Below are 14,397 nucleotides of genomic sequence, written 5' to 3'. Positions count from 1 at the left end.
CAACCCCCGGATCCCCGAACACAAGCCATCGCCCCATGACGGGCCCGAGAAGCGCCCCGAGGGCGAGCACGAGGTCAAGGGCCATCTCTTCCGTGACGTCGGCGACGGCGAGCAGGAGCCCGCGCCCCCGGCGGACACGGCCAAGGCGCGGCGGGTCAGCTGGCAGAAGCTCACGTTCCTGCCCGTGGTGCTCGCGGTGCTCCTGCTGGCCACCTGGTGGTGGTTCGAGCAGGCGGACCTGGACTCGATCTCCAAGAACGCCCTGGCGGACGGCAATGTGTGGCTCAGGCTCCGCCAGCACATCCAGCTGACGGTGATCTCCACCTTCTTCGTGCTGATCATCGCGATCCCGCTCGGCATCCTGCTGACCCGCAAGAAGCTGCGCAAGGGTGCGCCCGTGGCGATGGCCCTGGCCAACATCGGCCAGGCGACCCCGGCGATCGGCCTCCTCGCCCTCCTGGTGATCTGGATCGGCATCGGCGAGAAGGCGGCCCTGATCGGCATCATCATCTACGCCGTCCTGCCGGTCCTCTCCAACACGATCGCGGGCCTGAACGCCAATGATCCGACCCTCCTCGAAGCCGCGAGAGGGATCGGCATGTCACAGCTCGGCGTCCTGGGGAAGGTCGAACTCCCCCTGGCCGTCCCCCTGATCCTCGCGGGCGTGCGCACGGCGCTCGTCCTGAACGTCGGCACGGCGACGCTCGCCACCTTCGGCGGTGGCGGCGGGCTCGGCGACCTGATCACCACCGGGATCACCAACCAGCGGATGCCGGTGCTCATGCTCGGCTCGATCCTCACGATCGCGCTGGCGCTCCTGGTGGACTGGCTGGCTTCCCTGGCCGAACTGTTCCTGAGCCCGCGCGGGCTGGAGGTCGGGTCATGAGGATTACGTTGCGTACGGCGGCCGTCGGTGTGGTGGGCAGCGCCCTGCTCGTGAGCTGCGGGCTCACCAGCGGCAGCCCCATGGTGGACGACGTCGAGCCGGGCTCGATCGGCAAGGGAAAGCCCCTGGACGGCGCCGATCTCACGGTCACCTCCAAGGAGTTCACCGAGCAGCTGGTCCTCGGCGCGATTATGGGTATCGCCTTCGAGGCGGCCGGTGCGGATGTCCTGGACCGGACGGGCATCCAGGGCTCGATCGGCGCCCGCGAGGCCGTCAAGAGCGGTGACGCGGACGCCATGTACGAGTACACGGGCACCGCCTGGATCACGTACCAGGGCAACTCCGATCCCATCGACGACCCGCAGAAGCAGTGGGCGGCGGTGCGCGACGCGGACAAGAAGAACGGCATCACGTGGCTGCCGCCGGCCGCGCTCAACAACACGTACGCCCTTGCCATCAACCAGAAGAACGAGGCCAAGTACAAGACGAAGACTCTGTCCGACGTGGCGGCCCTGTCGAAGTCGGACCCGAAGGCGGTCACGCTGTGCGTGGAGAGCGAGTTCTCCTCGCGCGAGGACGGCCTGCCGGGTATGCAGAAGATGTACGGGATGAAGATCCCCAACTCCAACATCACCAAGATGGACACCGGGATCATCTACACCCAGGTCTCCAAGGGGACGTGCTCGTTCGGCGAGGTCTTCACGACGGACGGCCGCATCAAGGCGATGAACCTGGCGGTGATGAAGGACGACAAGCACTTCTTCCCCAACTACAACGCCGCCCCGGAGATCAACAGCAAGGCGCTGAAGGAGCACCCGGAGATGGCGGAGGTCCTGGACCCCATCACCAAGAAGCTCAACAACACGGTGGCGCAGGAGCTGAACTCCAAGGTGGATGTGGAGGGTCAGGATCCGCATGAGGTGGCCAAGGACTGGTTGATCAAGGAGGGGTTCGTGAAGGAGTAGCCCTACGGCGGGCGACTCCCAACTTACAAAGGCTCCGTTGCAAAGAAAGCGTTGCAACGGAGCCTTTGCATGTCTACGCTGAGTCCATGACGGACGGCACGGCAGACACCACAGGCACGGCAGACACCGCAGAGCCCGAGGGCCATAAGGTCCACAACCTCACCCCCCGCTCGCTACGGGGGCTCGCACACCCACTGCGTATGCAGCTGCTCATCTCACTGCGGCGCGAAGGACCGGCGACCGCCTCCCAACTGGCGGACCGCCTGGGCGAGTCGAGCGGCGCGACCAGCTACCACCTGCGCCAGCTGGCATCACACGGCTTCGTCGAGGACGCCCCGGAGCGGGGCAAGGGACGCGAGCGGTGGTGGCAGGCGGCGCACCAGGGGACGCATCTCGACGAGACGCTCATGAGCAACCCCGACCCAGCGGTGCGCGGCGCGATCAGCGTCTACCTCCACGAGGTCGCGACGTACCACGCCGCAGAGCTCTCCACCTGGATCGGCACACAGCACGACTGGTCCAAGGACTGGACGGAGAGCTCGGACATCAGCGACTACGCACTGCGCCTGACGCCCGACATCACTGCCGAACTGGCCGGAAAGATCCACGAACTCATCGAGAGCTACCGCGAGTTGGCGGTCGACCAGGACACGCCCGGCTCCGCCAAGGTGCGCCTGCACACCCACGTCTTCCCGACGCACTCCACCGAGTGAGAGGCCTCAGTCATGCACTCCGACATACATCTGCTGCTGCACCACGCCCGCGCCGCCGAACTGCACGAGACGGCACCCCCGCGCCCGCGCCACCCCCAACTGCGCACTCAACTGGGCTGGACCCTGGTCGAGTTCGGCCTCCGCCTGGTCAACAGCTCGGAACCTTCCCGCCCCGGTCAAGGGAACGCAGCGCGTCAACCGTGCCCTTCAGTGTCGTGATCGGGATCAGCCGCAGCCCCTTGGGCAGCTCGGCCTGAGCGTCCGAGCACTCGTCCTTCGGGACCAGGAAAACGGTCGCCCCGTCCCGCTTCGCGGCCTGCGTCTTCATCGAGACACCGCCGACCGGGCCGACCTTGCCGTCGTCGGCGATCGTCCCGGTACCCGCGATGTTCCGGCCGCCCGTCAGGTCCCCGCCGCTGCCGTTGCCGTCGAGGAGGTCGATGATGCCGAGGGAGAGGAAGAGGCCCGCGCTGGGGCCTCCGATGTCTCCTAGGTCGACCTTGACCTTCACCTTGTCGGTGCCGTCCACGCCATCCGCGTCCAGATAGGCAAGGGCGGCCTCCGTGGCCGCGTCCTGCGACTTCTTCATGTCACCGAGGTTGTGCTTCTCGACTTCCTTCACGTTGTCGCCCGTGGGGTAGACGGAGTCCTTCGGCATCACGGAACGGTCCGTACGGAACCAGCCGTCCACCACGTCACTCAGGCTCACGTCCATGTCGGGCCCCGTCGCCACGATGGTCGTCATCCGCAGCTGCCCGCTCGTCTCGCGGGTGGGCGCACCGCTGATCGTGATGACCTGCTTGCCCCCGCGCTCCCCGAGTACGTTCGCCGTCGACCCCGGCTGGGCCACGGCGAACGGCAACGGCGCGAGGCCGGCTACGGCGAGCAGGGCAACCACCGGGGCGGCGCAGACGGCGAGGGCCTTGGGGCGCGTGAGACGTGAGAGGGAGAACACGGGATCAATCTAACGTGAGCGGATCGGTGGACGGCAGCGGACAGCAGCAGACAGGAGTTACCTCAGCGCATCTGCCACCTCACGGGCGGCGTCCACCACCCGCGGCCCCACCCTCTCCGGCACGGAGTCCGACAGCATGACGACTCCCACGCTGCCCTCTATCCCCGTCACACCCACCAGCGGGGCGGCAGCCCCACTCGCTCCGGCCTCCAGCTCCCCGTGGGTCAGCGCATAGCCGGGGTCGGTGGCGAGCCCCTGTCTGGCGGCGAGGATCGCCCGGCCCGCGGCGCCCCGGTCCAGGGGGTGCCGGAAGCCGGTCCGGTAGGCCACGTGGTAATCCGTCCAGGTCGGCTCTACGACGGCGACAGCGAGGGCCTCGGTGCCGTCGACGAGCGTCAGATGAGCCGTCGCCCCTATGTCCTCCGCGAGGGAGCGAAGAGCGGGCAGCGCTGCCTCGCGCACCAGCGGATGCACCTGGCGGCCGAGGCGCAGCACCCCCAGGCCGACTCTGGCCCGGCCGCCCAGGTCACGGCGGACCAGTGCATGTTGCTCAAGCGTGGCGAGGAGGCGGTACACGACGGTGCGGTTCACACCGAGCTTGTTCGACAGCTCGGTGACGGTGAGCCCGTGATCGGTATCGGCCAACAGTTTGAGGACACGCAGTCCTCGGTCGAGCGTCTGGGAAGTCTCCGCGGTCACGACGCCCACTCCTTAGGTGAGAGTCGACGGCCTCTTTTACGCGGCGGTTGCGTCGCCGGTCCCGTGGGCGACGCGCGTCAGAGGCCGCCGGTCGGAACTCCGGCTGCGCTCCGCGGCGGCGCTGCCACGGGGCGTGTACGTTGCGGGGACATTAGCGAGACCGTCCCGCTCAGCGGAAGACTCCGTCCAGAATCCGGGCACGGGACCGGTTGTTAGGGGCGCAATGCCCCCTTACGCACTGCACACGGGTCGGACGTACGCACGACTCCCGCACACGGGGTGCACCAACGGAACGCACCCCTCCTCCCCCGGGCCACCACCGGGCGCCCCTACTTCATGCGGGTGGCCCACTCCCCGACCTTCGCGATCCGCTGCCGCAGCTGCCCGCCGGTGGCCTCCGCGCTCGGCGGCCCGCCACAGGTGCGGCGCAGCTCGGTGTGGATCACGCCGTGCGGTTTCCCGCTCTGGTGGGAGTACGCGCCGACCATCGTGTTGAGCTGCTTGCGCAGTTCGAGCATTTCCTTGTGGGAGACCACGGGCCGCCGCTCGGCGGGCAGTTCGAGGAGATCCGCTTCCTCGTCCGGCCGCTTCTTGCTGTGCGCGATCTGCCGGGCCTGCCGCTTCTGGAGCAGCATCTGCACCTGGTCGGGTTCGAGGAGCCCGGGGATGCCGAGATAGTCCTGCTCCTCCTCGCTCCCGGGGTGGGCCTGCATCCCGAACTCGGCACCGTCGAAAAGAACCCGGTCGAAGACGGCATCGGACTCTAGCGCCTCGAAGGAGAACTGCTCCTGCTCGCCGGTGTCCTCGTCCTCCTCCTTGTTCGCCTCGTCCATCTCCGCCTCGGACTCGGCGTAGGGGTCCTCTTCCCCGTCCTTCTTCGGCTTGTCGAGTACGTGGTCGCGCTCGACCTCCATCTCGTTGGCGAAGCCGAGGAGGTCGGGGACGGTGGGCAGGAAGACGGACGCGGTCTCGCCGCGCCGCCGGGAACGCACGAAACGCCCGACGGCCTGCGCGAAGAAGAGCGGCGTCGAGATGGTGGTGGCGTACACACCCACGGCGAGGCGCGGCACGTCGACGCCCTCGGACACCATGCGGACGGCGACCATCCACCGGTCGGTGCTGGCGGCGTAGTCGTCGATCCGCTTCGAGGCGCCCGTGTCGTCCGAGAGGACGACCGTCGCCTTCGTCCCCGTGATCTCGCGGATCAGCTTGGCGTAGGAGCGGGCGGAGTCCTGATCGGATGCGATGACGAGCCCACCGGCATCCGGGATGGCCTTCCTGACTTCCGTCAACCGCTGATCGGCGGCCTTGAGCACATTGGGCATCCACTCGCCGCGCGCGTCCAGGGCCGTCCGCCAGGCCTGCGAGATGGCGTCCTTGGTCATCGGCTCACCGAGCCGCGCGGCGATCTCGTCACCGGCTTTCGTACGCCAGCGCATGTTGCCGGAGTAGGAGAGGAAGATGACGGGCCGGACGACGCCGTCACCGAGGGCGCTCCCGTATCCGTACGTGTAGTCGGCGGAGGACCGCCGGATGCCGTCGTTCCCTTCCTCGTACGCGACGAAGGGGATCGGGTTGGTGTCGGACCTGAACGGCGTACCGGTGAGCGCGAGGCGCCGCGTGGCGGGCTCGAAGGCTTCCAGGCAGGCCTCGCCCCAGGACTTCGAGTCACCGGCGTGATGGATCTCGTCGAGGATGACGAGGGTCTTGCGCTGTTCGACCCGGTTCCGGTGGAGCATGGGCCGCACGCCGACACCGGCGTACGTGATCGCGATGCCCTGGTACTCCTTGCTGAGCGGCCCCGCGCTGTACTCCGGGTCCAGCTTGATCCCTATCTTGGCCGCGGCCTCGGCCCACTGCTTCTTCAGGTGCTCGGTCGGCGCGACCACCGTCACCTGCTGCACGACGTGGTGGTGCAGCAGCCAGGACGCGAGCGTCAGGGCGAACGTCGTCTTGCCGGCGCCGGGTGTCGCGACGGCGAGGAAGTCACGCGGCTGCTCCTGGAGGTACCGCTCCATCGCGCTCTGCTGCCAGGCACGCAGCTTGTTGGCGGTGCCCCAGGGGGCGCGGCCGGGGAAGGCGGGAGAGAGGTGGTGGGAGGCGGAGGACGCTGAGGCGGCGGTGGTAGTCACGGTCTCCGGTTTTTTGCAGCTCGGGTACGTACGACAACCGGGCCACCCTACCGGTGACCCTGCGCCTTCCCGGGTTGACGTCATCGCGTCAGCCAGGGTGCGACAGGGGTCACATGGACTCGTGCAGCCCTCGCAGCCGCCGGGATGTCATAGCGGTACCACTTAGGTCGACCGCTCACGCAGCCGCGTAGCCACCCAGGCCCCCACCAGCGCCACCGCCGCCATCGGCAGGAACACGACGACGAAGGCCCCCGGATGGGACCCGCCCGCACCACCGGCAGTGTGCGCGACGCCCACTACCCCGCCGCCCAGCGCGGCGAAGGCAGCGCCCCCGGCGGCCAGGAGCAGGGCGTTGGAGAGGCCGTCCGAGATCTGGAGGGCGGCGGAGTTCGCGCCCGCGTCCTCGGGCGGCGAGAGCCGTAGCAGCAGCACGCTCGTCGAGCCGATGACAGTGCCCATGCCGAGGCAGCCGAAGGCCCAGGCCACCGCCACGGTCCACACCGGGACGGCGTCGATCAGGACTGTGGGCGCGGTGGCGATGGCGGCGGCGACCAGGAGCATCCCGACCACCATGAGCCGGGTCCGGTGCGGCTCCATGCCCGGCCGTGACTGTACGAACGACCCGAACGCCCAGGTCGCACCGCCCACGGCGAGCGACAGCCCCGCCATGGTCGGGCTGAGCCCGCGCTGGGTGACCAGCATCAGCGGCACGAAGGACTCGGCGGCGATGAAGGAACCGGCGGCGATACCGCGCAGGAGCACCACCGAGGGCAGCCCGCGCACCGCTCGGTACGTGCCGCGCGGCAGCAGCCCGAGGACGGCGGGCACGAGGACGGCGGCCCCGAGGGCCGCCGGGAGCAGCGAGAGCCACCGCAGGTCCTGCCCCGCGTACTGGAGGAGCCCGGCCCCCAGCGAGATCCCGAGCGCGAGCCGGATGCGGCGGCGGTCGAAGGGGCCGGTGGGCGCATCGGAGACGGGCCCGGCGGCCCGGCGCCGGATCTGCGGCAGTGCGAGGGCCAACGGCGCCGCGACGAGCACCGGGATTCCGACGAAGACCCAGCGCCACCCCAGGTGCTCGGTGACGGTCCCCGCGACGAGCGGCCCCACCACGGACGGCACGACCCAGCTGGCCGCGAACGCGGCCAGGATGGACGGACGCAGACGCTCCGGATAGGCCCGGCTGACGACGACGTACAACGCGACGATGACGAGCCCACCGCCGAGCCCCTGCACGGCACGCCCGAGGATGAACATCCACATGGCCCCGGCGGTCCCGGAGAGCAACAGCCCCGCCGCGAAGCCCCCGATCCCGGTGGCGAGCGGCCCGAGCGGCCCGCGCCGGTCGGCCCACTGCCCGGAGAGCACCATGCCGAAGAGGCTGGTGGTGAAGTACGCGGAGAAGCCGAAGGCGTAGAGGGAGATGCCGTCCAGCTCACGCGCCGCGACGGGCATCGCGGTCCCTACGGCGGTCGCCTCGAAGGCGATGAGCAGGACCACGGAGACGATGCCGAGGCTGAGCGCGCGGTAGGGGGCGCTCAGGACTCCGCCCTGGAGCTCGGGCGGCGGGGCTATCGGGGCGGCTGCGACATCGGTGTCGCGGGGGTCCAGGGCGGTCATGTCCGCCAGCGTAAGGGGCATGGCGGGCTGTGACCCCTGTCCGGGGTCGGTGGCCTTCTGGTCCCTTGGTCGTACGTCTCCGCAACCGGCGCTGACCCTGGCGATCAGGAAGCGCTCGTTCAGCGGGTGACTGGTATCGCCTGGCTACCTTGATACCTAGCCAGTATCATCGACATATGGCGATGACACTCCGACTCCCCGACGACCTCGACCAGGCCCTCACCGAGCGCGCCCGCCGCGAGCGCCGCAGCAAGCAGGAGCTTGCCATCGAGGCAATCCGCGAGGCCCAGAACCGGGCCGAACTGAAGGTCGATGACGTCCTGGCCGAGCTGATGGACAGCGACGCGGAGATCCTGGACTACCTCAAGTGACCGAAGTTCGATACGTCCAGATCGACGAGATCCTCACGATCGCCCGCACGGTCAACCGTACCGAACACAGCGTGCGCGACATGGGTCTCCTGGTCTCAGCGATCGAGCGGCCCCGGACCAACGTGTTCGGGGTCGAGGTGTATCCCACCCTCCACGAGAAAGCGGCAGCCCTGCTGCACTCGATCGCCCGCAACCACGCGCTGATCGACGGCAACAAGCGCACCGCCTGGCTGGCGACGCGCTTCTTCCTGCGAGTCAATGGTGTGAGGGCTGACGTCCGCCCGCCGCGCGTCTCCATCGCGGGCCCATTCGTCGAGGAAGTGGCTCAGGACAACATCGACGTGCCGACCGTCGCCAAGCGCCTGTCAGCCTGGTTCCCCGTCTCCTGACGGCACCGGGGACAGCGTGGCCCCCGTTCATGAACGCGGCATGGCAGTCCCGTTGCAGCAGCCGAAGACCCCTTGAGCGAACCCGCCGGCCACGGCTACGTTCGAGGAGTCAAGTCATCAACAACTTGGCCGTGTGCCCGAGTGGCTTAGGGGCTGGCCTGCAAAGCCAGTAACGCGGGTTCGATTCCCGCCACGGCCTCGAGCAAGCGATCAAGGGGTGGTCCCGTCCGGGGCCACCCCTTTGTGCTCCCCATGCCGGGCACGGGCGTGACCGGCATCTGGTGACCGGCTAGACCCGCGCCTCGTCGAGCCCCGCGAGAATCGCGTCCACCGTCTCGGCGACCGTCAGATCGGAACTGTCCAGCCAGAGCCCGACCTTCGGAGTCGTGGACCGGAACCCCGCATCCAGGTCCTCCACCGTCCACGCCCCGTAACCCGTCTTCCCGCGTCCCGCCTCCCGCGCCGCGACCGCGTCCGGCCCCGGGGCGAGCACGACCACGTGCACCGGGCTCGTACGCAGCAGATCCACGTACGACGTCAACTCCTCGCCCAGGATGACGTCCTGGACCACCGCGACGAAGCCCGCAGCCGCGTACGCGTCGGCCGTCGCGGCCGACAGGCCGTACCGCAGGCGGAGTTGGGCCGCAGCCTCTTCCGACGCGCCGGGCTCGTACTCCTGGCCGCCCGAGACGATCATCCGGCGGTAGACATCGCCCCTGACGTGGGCCGCGCGTGGCAGCCGTTCGGCCAGGGCTTGCGCCACCGTGGATTTGCCCGAGGCCATGATGCCGGTGATGACGACGACCCCCTCGAGAGGCCGCGTCATGTCGCCACCGCCGCCTGGGGGCGGATCGGGAGCCTGTTCACCGGCCGACCCGTGGCCGCCCGTACCGCCGATGCGATCGCCGCGGGGGACGTCACCACCGGCACCGCGCTCGCCGCCTTCGCGCCGAAGGGGGCCACCACGTCCCGCTCCTCCACCAGCTTCACGATGCGGATGTCGGGGGTGTCCAGGGCCGTGGGGAGCGCGTAGCCGGTCAGGTCCGGGTGGCGGACCAGCCCTCTTGGCGTACGGAGGTTCTCCGTCAGCGCCGCGCCCACGCCCTGCGTGATGCCCGCTTCGATACGTGCCTTCAGCTGGGTCGGGTTCAGGATGCGGCCCACGTCCTGGGCGACCGCGAGCTCCACGACCCGGATCGAACCGATCTCGATGTCGACGTCCACGACCGCACGGATGGCGCAGAAGGCCATCCCGACGAACGCGTCGCCCTGACCCGCCTCGTCGAGGGGTTCGGTGGGGTGCGGGCGGCACTGGGCCGTGGCCCACAGCTCCTTGCCGTCCATCGCTTCCGTCACCGTCGTGCTCAGCACGCCGTCGTACGACGTGATCTTGCCGTCGGTGATCTGGAGCAACTCCGTCGACATGCCGAACTTGTGGGCCAGGGGCTGGAGCAGCTGCGTGCGGACCATCTTCGCCGCGCGCTCCACCGCCCCGCCCGACACCCAGGTGTGGCGGCCGTGGCAGCTCGGGCCCGCCGGGGGCTGGTCCGTGTCGACGGGAGCTACGCGGACGTCGTCGATGCCAAGCGTCTCCTGGACGATCTGACGGGCAAGGGTCGAAAAGCCCTGGCCCGTCTCTACCGCCGCGCAGATGACTGTCGCGATACCGTCGTGGACCTTCACCGTGGCCGTGGAGACCTCGTCCGTGCCTTCAGCGCCCAGGAGTTGGACCATACCGAGGCCGTAGCCGACGCCTCGGCGCACAGCTGCCGGTTCGCCCGCGCCCTCGGGGCCGCCGGGCAGCAGCCACTCGTCCTCGGGGGTGTCCTTGGGCAGCTCGGGGAGGGGGAAGTCCCGTACGGCAGCCAGGAGTTCGGCCACCGGGGCCGGGCACGTCACCGTCTGACCCGTGGGGAGGATGTCGCCCGTGGCCATCGCGTTGCGCAAGCGCAGTTCCGCCGGGTCGATGCCCAACTTCTTTGCGATCTTGTCCATTTGGGCTTCGTACGCCGCGCACACCTGCATGGCGCCCTCGCCCCGGACATGGCCGGACGGAGGGTTGTTCGTGCGGACCGCCCAGCCTTCGATGAAGGCGTTCGGGACGATGTAGGGGCCGCAGGCGAAGGAGACGGCCGCCGCGAGCGCGTCCGATGACGTGTCCGCGTACGCACCCGCGTCCAGCAGGACCTGCGCCTCCACCTTCACCAACTTGCCCTCGGCGTCCGCGTGATGGCGGTAGCGCAGGAGAGTGGGGTGGCGGTGGGCGTGGCCGAGGAAGGACTCCTCGCGGGTCGCCGTCAGCTTCACCGGGCAGCCCGTCGTCAGCGCGAGCAGACCGAGCGGGAGGTGGAAGCTGGCGTCCTCGCGGTCGCCGGTCGCGCCGGGGACGCCGGTCACGACGACCTTCACGATGCCGGGGTCGATGCCGTAGCAGGACGCGGCCATGTCGCGGTCGGTGTGCGGGTCGGTGGACGCGATGTACAGCTCCACTCCGCCGTCCGGACGGGGTACGGCAAGACCTGCCTCCGCGCCGATCGGCGCCGGGTCCTGGCGGCCGATGCGGTACAGGCCCTCGACTACGAGCTCGCCCGCCGCCTCCGGGTCGCCGTGCCGCAGCGGGATGTGCCGGATCAAGTTGCCGTCGGGGTGCAGGGGTTCGGCCGCGAAGGCCTTCTCCGGGTCGGTGACCGGCTCCATGACTTCGTACTCGACGAAGATGGCGGCGGCGGCCATCCGGGCCGTGTCGGGGTGATCGGCGGCCACGGCGGCGATGGGCTCGCCGTGGTGGCGTACGACATCTGATGCGAAGACGGGGCGGTCCGCGGTCTTGCGGCCGTGCAGCGCCTCGCCCGGCACGTCCTCGTGCGTGACGACGGACCGCACGCCCGGCATCTCGCGCGCCTGGGACGTGTCGATGGAGACGATGCGCGCGTGCGCGTGCGGCGAGCGCAGGACGGCTGCCCACAGCAGCCCCTCCGCCCACAGGTCGGACGCGTACGGGAACGTGCCCTCGGTCTTGGCGCGGGACTCGGCGGACGGCAGCGAAGAGCCGATGCCGTGCGGCAGGGGCTCGGGGCCGGGGCCGGACTGCGGCTCCGGTGCGGTCGCGGTGGTCGTGCTTCCCGCGTTCCCCGCGGCTTCGTTGCTCACGCCTGGCCTCCGTCCTGGCCGTACGGACCTTCGTACGTTCCGTCCTGCACCGCAGGGTTGACGCCTCCGGCGCCGGGTCCCGCCTGGTGCGGAATGCGCGGCTCGCCCGCCTGGTCACCGGGGGCCGAAGGCTCGGCGGCCGCCGCGGAGGCCTCGCGCCCCGCGACCACCTCCTGCACGGCGTCGAGCACGCCCCGGTAACCGGAGCAGCGGCACAGGTTGCCGCACAGGGCGCGGCGGGTCTCCAGGTCGGACGGGGCGGGGTTGCCCTCCAGGAGGTCGTGCAGGGTCATCGCCATGCCCGGTACGCAGAAACCGCACTGGACGGCACCGCAGCCGGCGAGCGCCCGCTGCACGTCGGAGGGCTGTCCGTCGACGGCGAGGCCTTCGACGGTGCGCACCTCGCTGCCCGCGGCGGTGGCGGCGGGCACCAGGCAGGAGGCGACGAGCCTGCCGTCCACCTGGACGTTGCAGGCACCGCACTCGCCCTGCGAGCAGCCGTCCTTGGCGCCCGCGAGGCCGAGGCGCTCGCGCAGGACGTAGAGGAGGGACTCGCCGATCCAGGCGTCGGTGACGGGGCGGTCGGCGCCGTTGACGCGCAGGACGTACGAGCAGACGGGGTGTTCGTCGCCGAGGGCGGAGGAGGTGAGGGCCGCTTCGGGGTCGGCGTCTTCTTCGGAGTCTGATTCGGAGTCGGCGTCGGCTTCGGCGTAGTTGTCGGCGTCGAGACCCGTGTCGTCGGTGTCGGTGTCGGCCTCGACAACTTCGGCTTCGGCTTCAACTTCGGCTTCGGGCTCCGCCTCGGCCTCTACGGGAACGCCGGGCGCCTCGGGGGGCGCCACGGGCTGCTCCTGATACTGCGGCTCGGCAGGTGGCCCGGCGGGGGGCCCGGCATACGCCTGCTGAGCCTGCTCCACCGGCTCCGACCACGGCACACCCGCCCCCGCGCCACCCGTCGCCCACGGCGCCGCAGCACCGCCCGGCAGCGTGGCAGGCGGCGTGCCGCCCCACTGTGCGGCGAGCGAGGACGTCGTGAACTCGCCCGATTCGTCCGGAAGGTCACCATTGGCGACGGGAATCGACCACTCCCCGGTCACATCGGCCGGGGCAGGGGCGGCGGGCGCGTGGCCCTCCGCCTCGTGGAAACTCCACTGCCCGGTGGCCCGGGGGTCGTACGCGTGCTCCTGGACTTCATGACCGAACGGCTCGGGCCCAGGCTCGGGCTCGTGCACGCCACCCGCGGCAGGCCACTGCACGTTCTGGACACCGGCACCGGCCCCGGCACCCGCACCCGTCACCTCGGGCGGCATGACCCACACACCCGTCGCCGCCGGGTCCGTCGCGTCGGCCGTCGTCGGAGAGACCGTTATCTGCGGCGGCACATAGCCGTGCCCGGGAGCGGCGAGCGGACTGTGCTCCAGGGCATCGAGCGCGCCGTCCGGCAGCTGCACGAAGGCCGTGGCGTCCGAGTCGTATTCGCCCTGCGGATGCGGCTGCCAGCCGCCGTTGTTGTTCTGGTCGTCACTCACGACAGCGCCCTCCCCAGTGCTCGTCGGGCCAGCGCGGCGACAGTGCGCCGCAGGTGCAGTACGGCGGGCGACAGCGGCTGTGCCGTGCCGTCCTGTGCCGGAGGCTGATCGGGGATGCACGCGGCGGCGACGTACTCACCGAAGGCGGTGAGTGCCTCCGGGACGATCGTCCGGCCGCCGTCCCAGTCGATCAGCGACGCGACCCACTGCTCGGCCTCCAGGGGCCGCAGCGGCATCGGGGCGACGGCGCCGACCGCGCAGCGCACGCCGCGCCGCGCGGGGTCGAGCACGAGCGCGACGGAGGCGATGGCCCGCCCGGGGCCCGTGCGCCCTGTCGCCTTCAGGAAGACCTGGGGCGCGTGCAGGAGCGGCAGGCGTACGAAGCCGATGAGTTCGCCGGGTCTGAGCATCTCCATGCCCGCGAGCAGGTGCGACACGGGGACCTCGCGGCGGGCGCCGCCCGGTCCCGCGATGATCAGCATGGCTTCGAGGGCGGCAAGGACAGGCAGGGTGTCGCCGGTCGGTCCCGCCGTGGCGATGTTGCCGCCGAGGGTGCCCGCGTTACGGATCTGCGGGGGGCCCGCGGCACGCGCCGCCGCGGCGAGCGCGGGGATCAGGGCGGCGAAGTCGGGCCGCCCCACGCGTGCGTGGGTGAGCCCCGCGCCGAGCAGCGCGTGACCGTCCTGGTACTGCCAGCCGCGGATCTCGCTGATGCGGCCGAGGCCGACGAGGGCCGCGGGGCGCAGGAGGCCCGCGTTGACGGATGCCATGAGGTCGGTGCCGCCGGCCACGGGCACGGCGGCGGGCATCGCGGCGAGTGCCTCGACGGCCTCGTCCAGCGTTCCAGGCAGCTTCGCCGTCTGCGCGGTCTGCGCCGCCTGCGGTGCGTGCGTGGTCAAAACCGGCTGCCCCTTCCCGATGCCCGGCGGCTCAATCGCCGTTCTCACCGTTACGCCTGTTCCGCCGTACGGTACGTGTTCACAGCCCGGAC

Annotated in this window: 13 protein-coding genes and 1 tRNA gene; 6 read left to right on the top strand and 8 right to left on the bottom strand. The window is 70.4% G+C overall.

All coding sequences use genetic code 11. The features are described 5' to 3' along the window. Nucleotides 1-10 precede the first annotated feature (10 nt). The 3 genes from ACGFSB_RS00365 to ACGFSB_RS00355 all read left to right on the top strand — a co-directional run bounded on the left by ACGFSB_RS00365 (nucleotide 11) and on the right by ACGFSB_RS00355 (nucleotide 2,564). Nucleotides 11-886 (top strand): ABC transporter permease, encoded by an 876-nt coding sequence (locus tag ACGFSB_RS00365; RefSeq protein WP_393393715.1) that lies wholly within the window; start codon nucleotides 11-13, stop codon nucleotides 884-886. Beyond that, entirely contained in the window at nucleotides 883-1,851 is a 969-nt protein-coding gene (locus ACGFSB_RS00360; RefSeq protein WP_393391859.1) for a glycine betaine ABC transporter substrate-binding protein, read from the top strand. The genes ACGFSB_RS00365 and ACGFSB_RS00360 overlap by 4 nt, the downstream gene beginning before the upstream one ends. Before the next feature lie 86 nt (nucleotides 1,852-1,937). Beyond that, nucleotides 1,938-2,564 carry an ArsR/SmtB family transcription factor gene (locus tag ACGFSB_RS00355; RefSeq protein WP_393391856.1) on the top strand — a complete coding sequence of 209 codons (627 nt, stop codon included), beginning with the start codon at nucleotides 1,938-1,940 and terminating at the stop codon, nucleotides 2,562-2,564. A gap of 148 nt (nucleotides 2,565-2,712) precedes the next feature. On the opposite strand, the gene ACGFSB_RS00350 is transcribed toward ACGFSB_RS00355, so the two are convergent. The 4 genes from ACGFSB_RS00350 to ACGFSB_RS00335 form a co-directional block, all read right to left on the bottom strand. Then, a complete protein-coding gene (locus ACGFSB_RS00350; RefSeq protein ID WP_393391853.1) occupies nucleotides 2,713-3,519 on the bottom strand; it encodes a S16 family serine protease in 807 nt (268 codons plus the stop codon). A 57-nt stretch (nucleotides 3,520-3,576) separates the two neighbouring features. Further along, nucleotides 3,577-4,218, bottom strand: coding sequence for an IclR family transcriptional regulator (locus ACGFSB_RS00345; RefSeq protein WP_190080202.1), 642 nt, complete (start codon nucleotides 4,216-4,218; stop codon nucleotides 3,577-3,579). 329 nt (nucleotides 4,219-4,547) lie between these two features. Beyond that, nucleotides 4,548-6,350 carry a DEAD/DEAH box helicase gene (locus tag ACGFSB_RS00340; protein ID WP_393391851.1) on the bottom strand — a complete coding sequence of 601 codons (1,803 nt, stop codon included), beginning with the start codon at nucleotides 6,348-6,350 and terminating at the stop codon, nucleotides 4,548-4,550. 162 nt (nucleotides 6,351-6,512) lie between these two features. After that, nucleotides 6,513-7,967, bottom strand: coding sequence for an MFS transporter (locus tag ACGFSB_RS00335; RefSeq protein ID WP_393391849.1), 1,455 nt, complete (start codon nucleotides 7,965-7,967; stop codon nucleotides 6,513-6,515). 176 nt (nucleotides 7,968-8,143) lie between these two features. Between ACGFSB_RS00335 and ACGFSB_RS00330 the strand changes: the two genes are divergently transcribed. The 3 genes from ACGFSB_RS00330 (at nucleotide 8,144) to ACGFSB_RS00320 (ending at nucleotide 8,926) form a co-directional block, all read left to right on the top strand. Then, nucleotides 8,144-8,338, top strand: coding sequence for a hypothetical protein (locus ACGFSB_RS00330; protein WP_393391846.1), 195 nt, complete (start codon nucleotides 8,144-8,146; stop codon nucleotides 8,336-8,338). Continuing rightward, nucleotides 8,335-8,727 carry a type II toxin-antitoxin system death-on-curing family toxin gene (locus ACGFSB_RS00325; RefSeq protein ID WP_393391844.1) on the top strand — a complete coding sequence of 131 codons (393 nt, stop codon included), beginning with the start codon at nucleotides 8,335-8,337 and terminating at the stop codon, nucleotides 8,725-8,727. The genes ACGFSB_RS00330 and ACGFSB_RS00325 overlap by 4 nt, the downstream gene beginning before the upstream one ends. Nucleotides 8,728-8,854: 127 nt before the next feature. Then, a tRNA-Cys gene (locus ACGFSB_RS00320) sits at nucleotides 8,855-8,926 on the top strand. Between the two features lie 90 nt (nucleotides 8,927-9,016). Here the strand turns inward: ACGFSB_RS00320 and ACGFSB_RS00315 are convergent. From ACGFSB_RS00315 to ACGFSB_RS00300, 4 genes are read right to left on the bottom strand one after another with little or no spacing between them, the layout of a single operon-like run. Then, entirely contained in the window at nucleotides 9,017-9,553 is a 537-nt protein-coding gene (locus tag ACGFSB_RS00315; protein ID WP_393391841.1) for an AAA family ATPase, read from the bottom strand. Then, on the bottom strand, nucleotides 9,550-11,877 hold the full coding sequence (locus ACGFSB_RS00310) for a xanthine dehydrogenase family protein molybdopterin-binding subunit (protein WP_393391838.1): 2,328 nt from the start codon (nucleotides 11,875-11,877) through the stop codon (nucleotides 9,550-9,552). Before ACGFSB_RS00310 ends, ACGFSB_RS00315 begins: the two co-directional genes overlap by 4 nt. Further along, nucleotides 11,874-13,406 carry a (2Fe-2S)-binding protein gene (locus ACGFSB_RS00305; protein WP_393391835.1) on the bottom strand — a complete coding sequence of 511 codons (1,533 nt, stop codon included), beginning with the start codon at nucleotides 13,404-13,406 and terminating at the stop codon, nucleotides 11,874-11,876. The genes ACGFSB_RS00310 and ACGFSB_RS00305 overlap by 4 nt, the downstream gene beginning before the upstream one ends. Further along, on the bottom strand, nucleotides 13,403-14,305 hold the full coding sequence (locus ACGFSB_RS00300) for an FAD binding domain-containing protein (RefSeq protein WP_393391833.1): 903 nt from the start codon (nucleotides 14,303-14,305) through the stop codon (nucleotides 13,403-13,405). Before ACGFSB_RS00300 ends, ACGFSB_RS00305 begins: the two co-directional genes overlap by 4 nt. Between the last annotated feature and the right edge of the window lie 92 nt (nucleotides 14,306-14,397).

The organism is Streptomyces sp. NPDC048441 (assembly GCF_043200235.1).
GTDB lineage: Bacteria > Actinomycetota > Actinomycetes > Streptomycetales > Streptomycetaceae > Streptomyces.
The sequence above is the reverse complement of the archived record's forward strand: the minus strand, read 5'-3'. Positions and strand labels throughout refer to the sequence as shown.

What these genes read in the sequence shown, in the direction of transcription:
- ACGFSB_RS00315 (WP_393391841.1), bottom strand. Translation starts at nt 9,553, where the DNA reads ATGACGCGGCCTCTCGAGGGGGTCGTCGTCATCACCGGCATCATGGCC.
- ACGFSB_RS00335 (WP_393391849.1), bottom strand. Translation starts at nt 7,967, where the DNA reads ATGACCGCCCTGGACCCCCGCGACACCGATGTCGCAGCCGCCCCGATA.
- ACGFSB_RS00330 (WP_393391846.1), top strand. Translation starts at nt 8,144, where the DNA reads ATGGCGATGACACTCCGACTCCCCGACGACCTCGACCAGGCCCTCACC.
- ACGFSB_RS00355 (WP_393391856.1), top strand. Translation starts at nt 1,938, where the DNA reads ATGACGGACGGCACGGCAGACACCACAGGCACGGCAGACACCGCAGAG.
- ACGFSB_RS00360 (WP_393391859.1), top strand. Translation starts at nt 883, where the DNA reads ATGAGGATTACGTTGCGTACGGCGGCCGTCGGTGTGGTGGGCAGCGCC.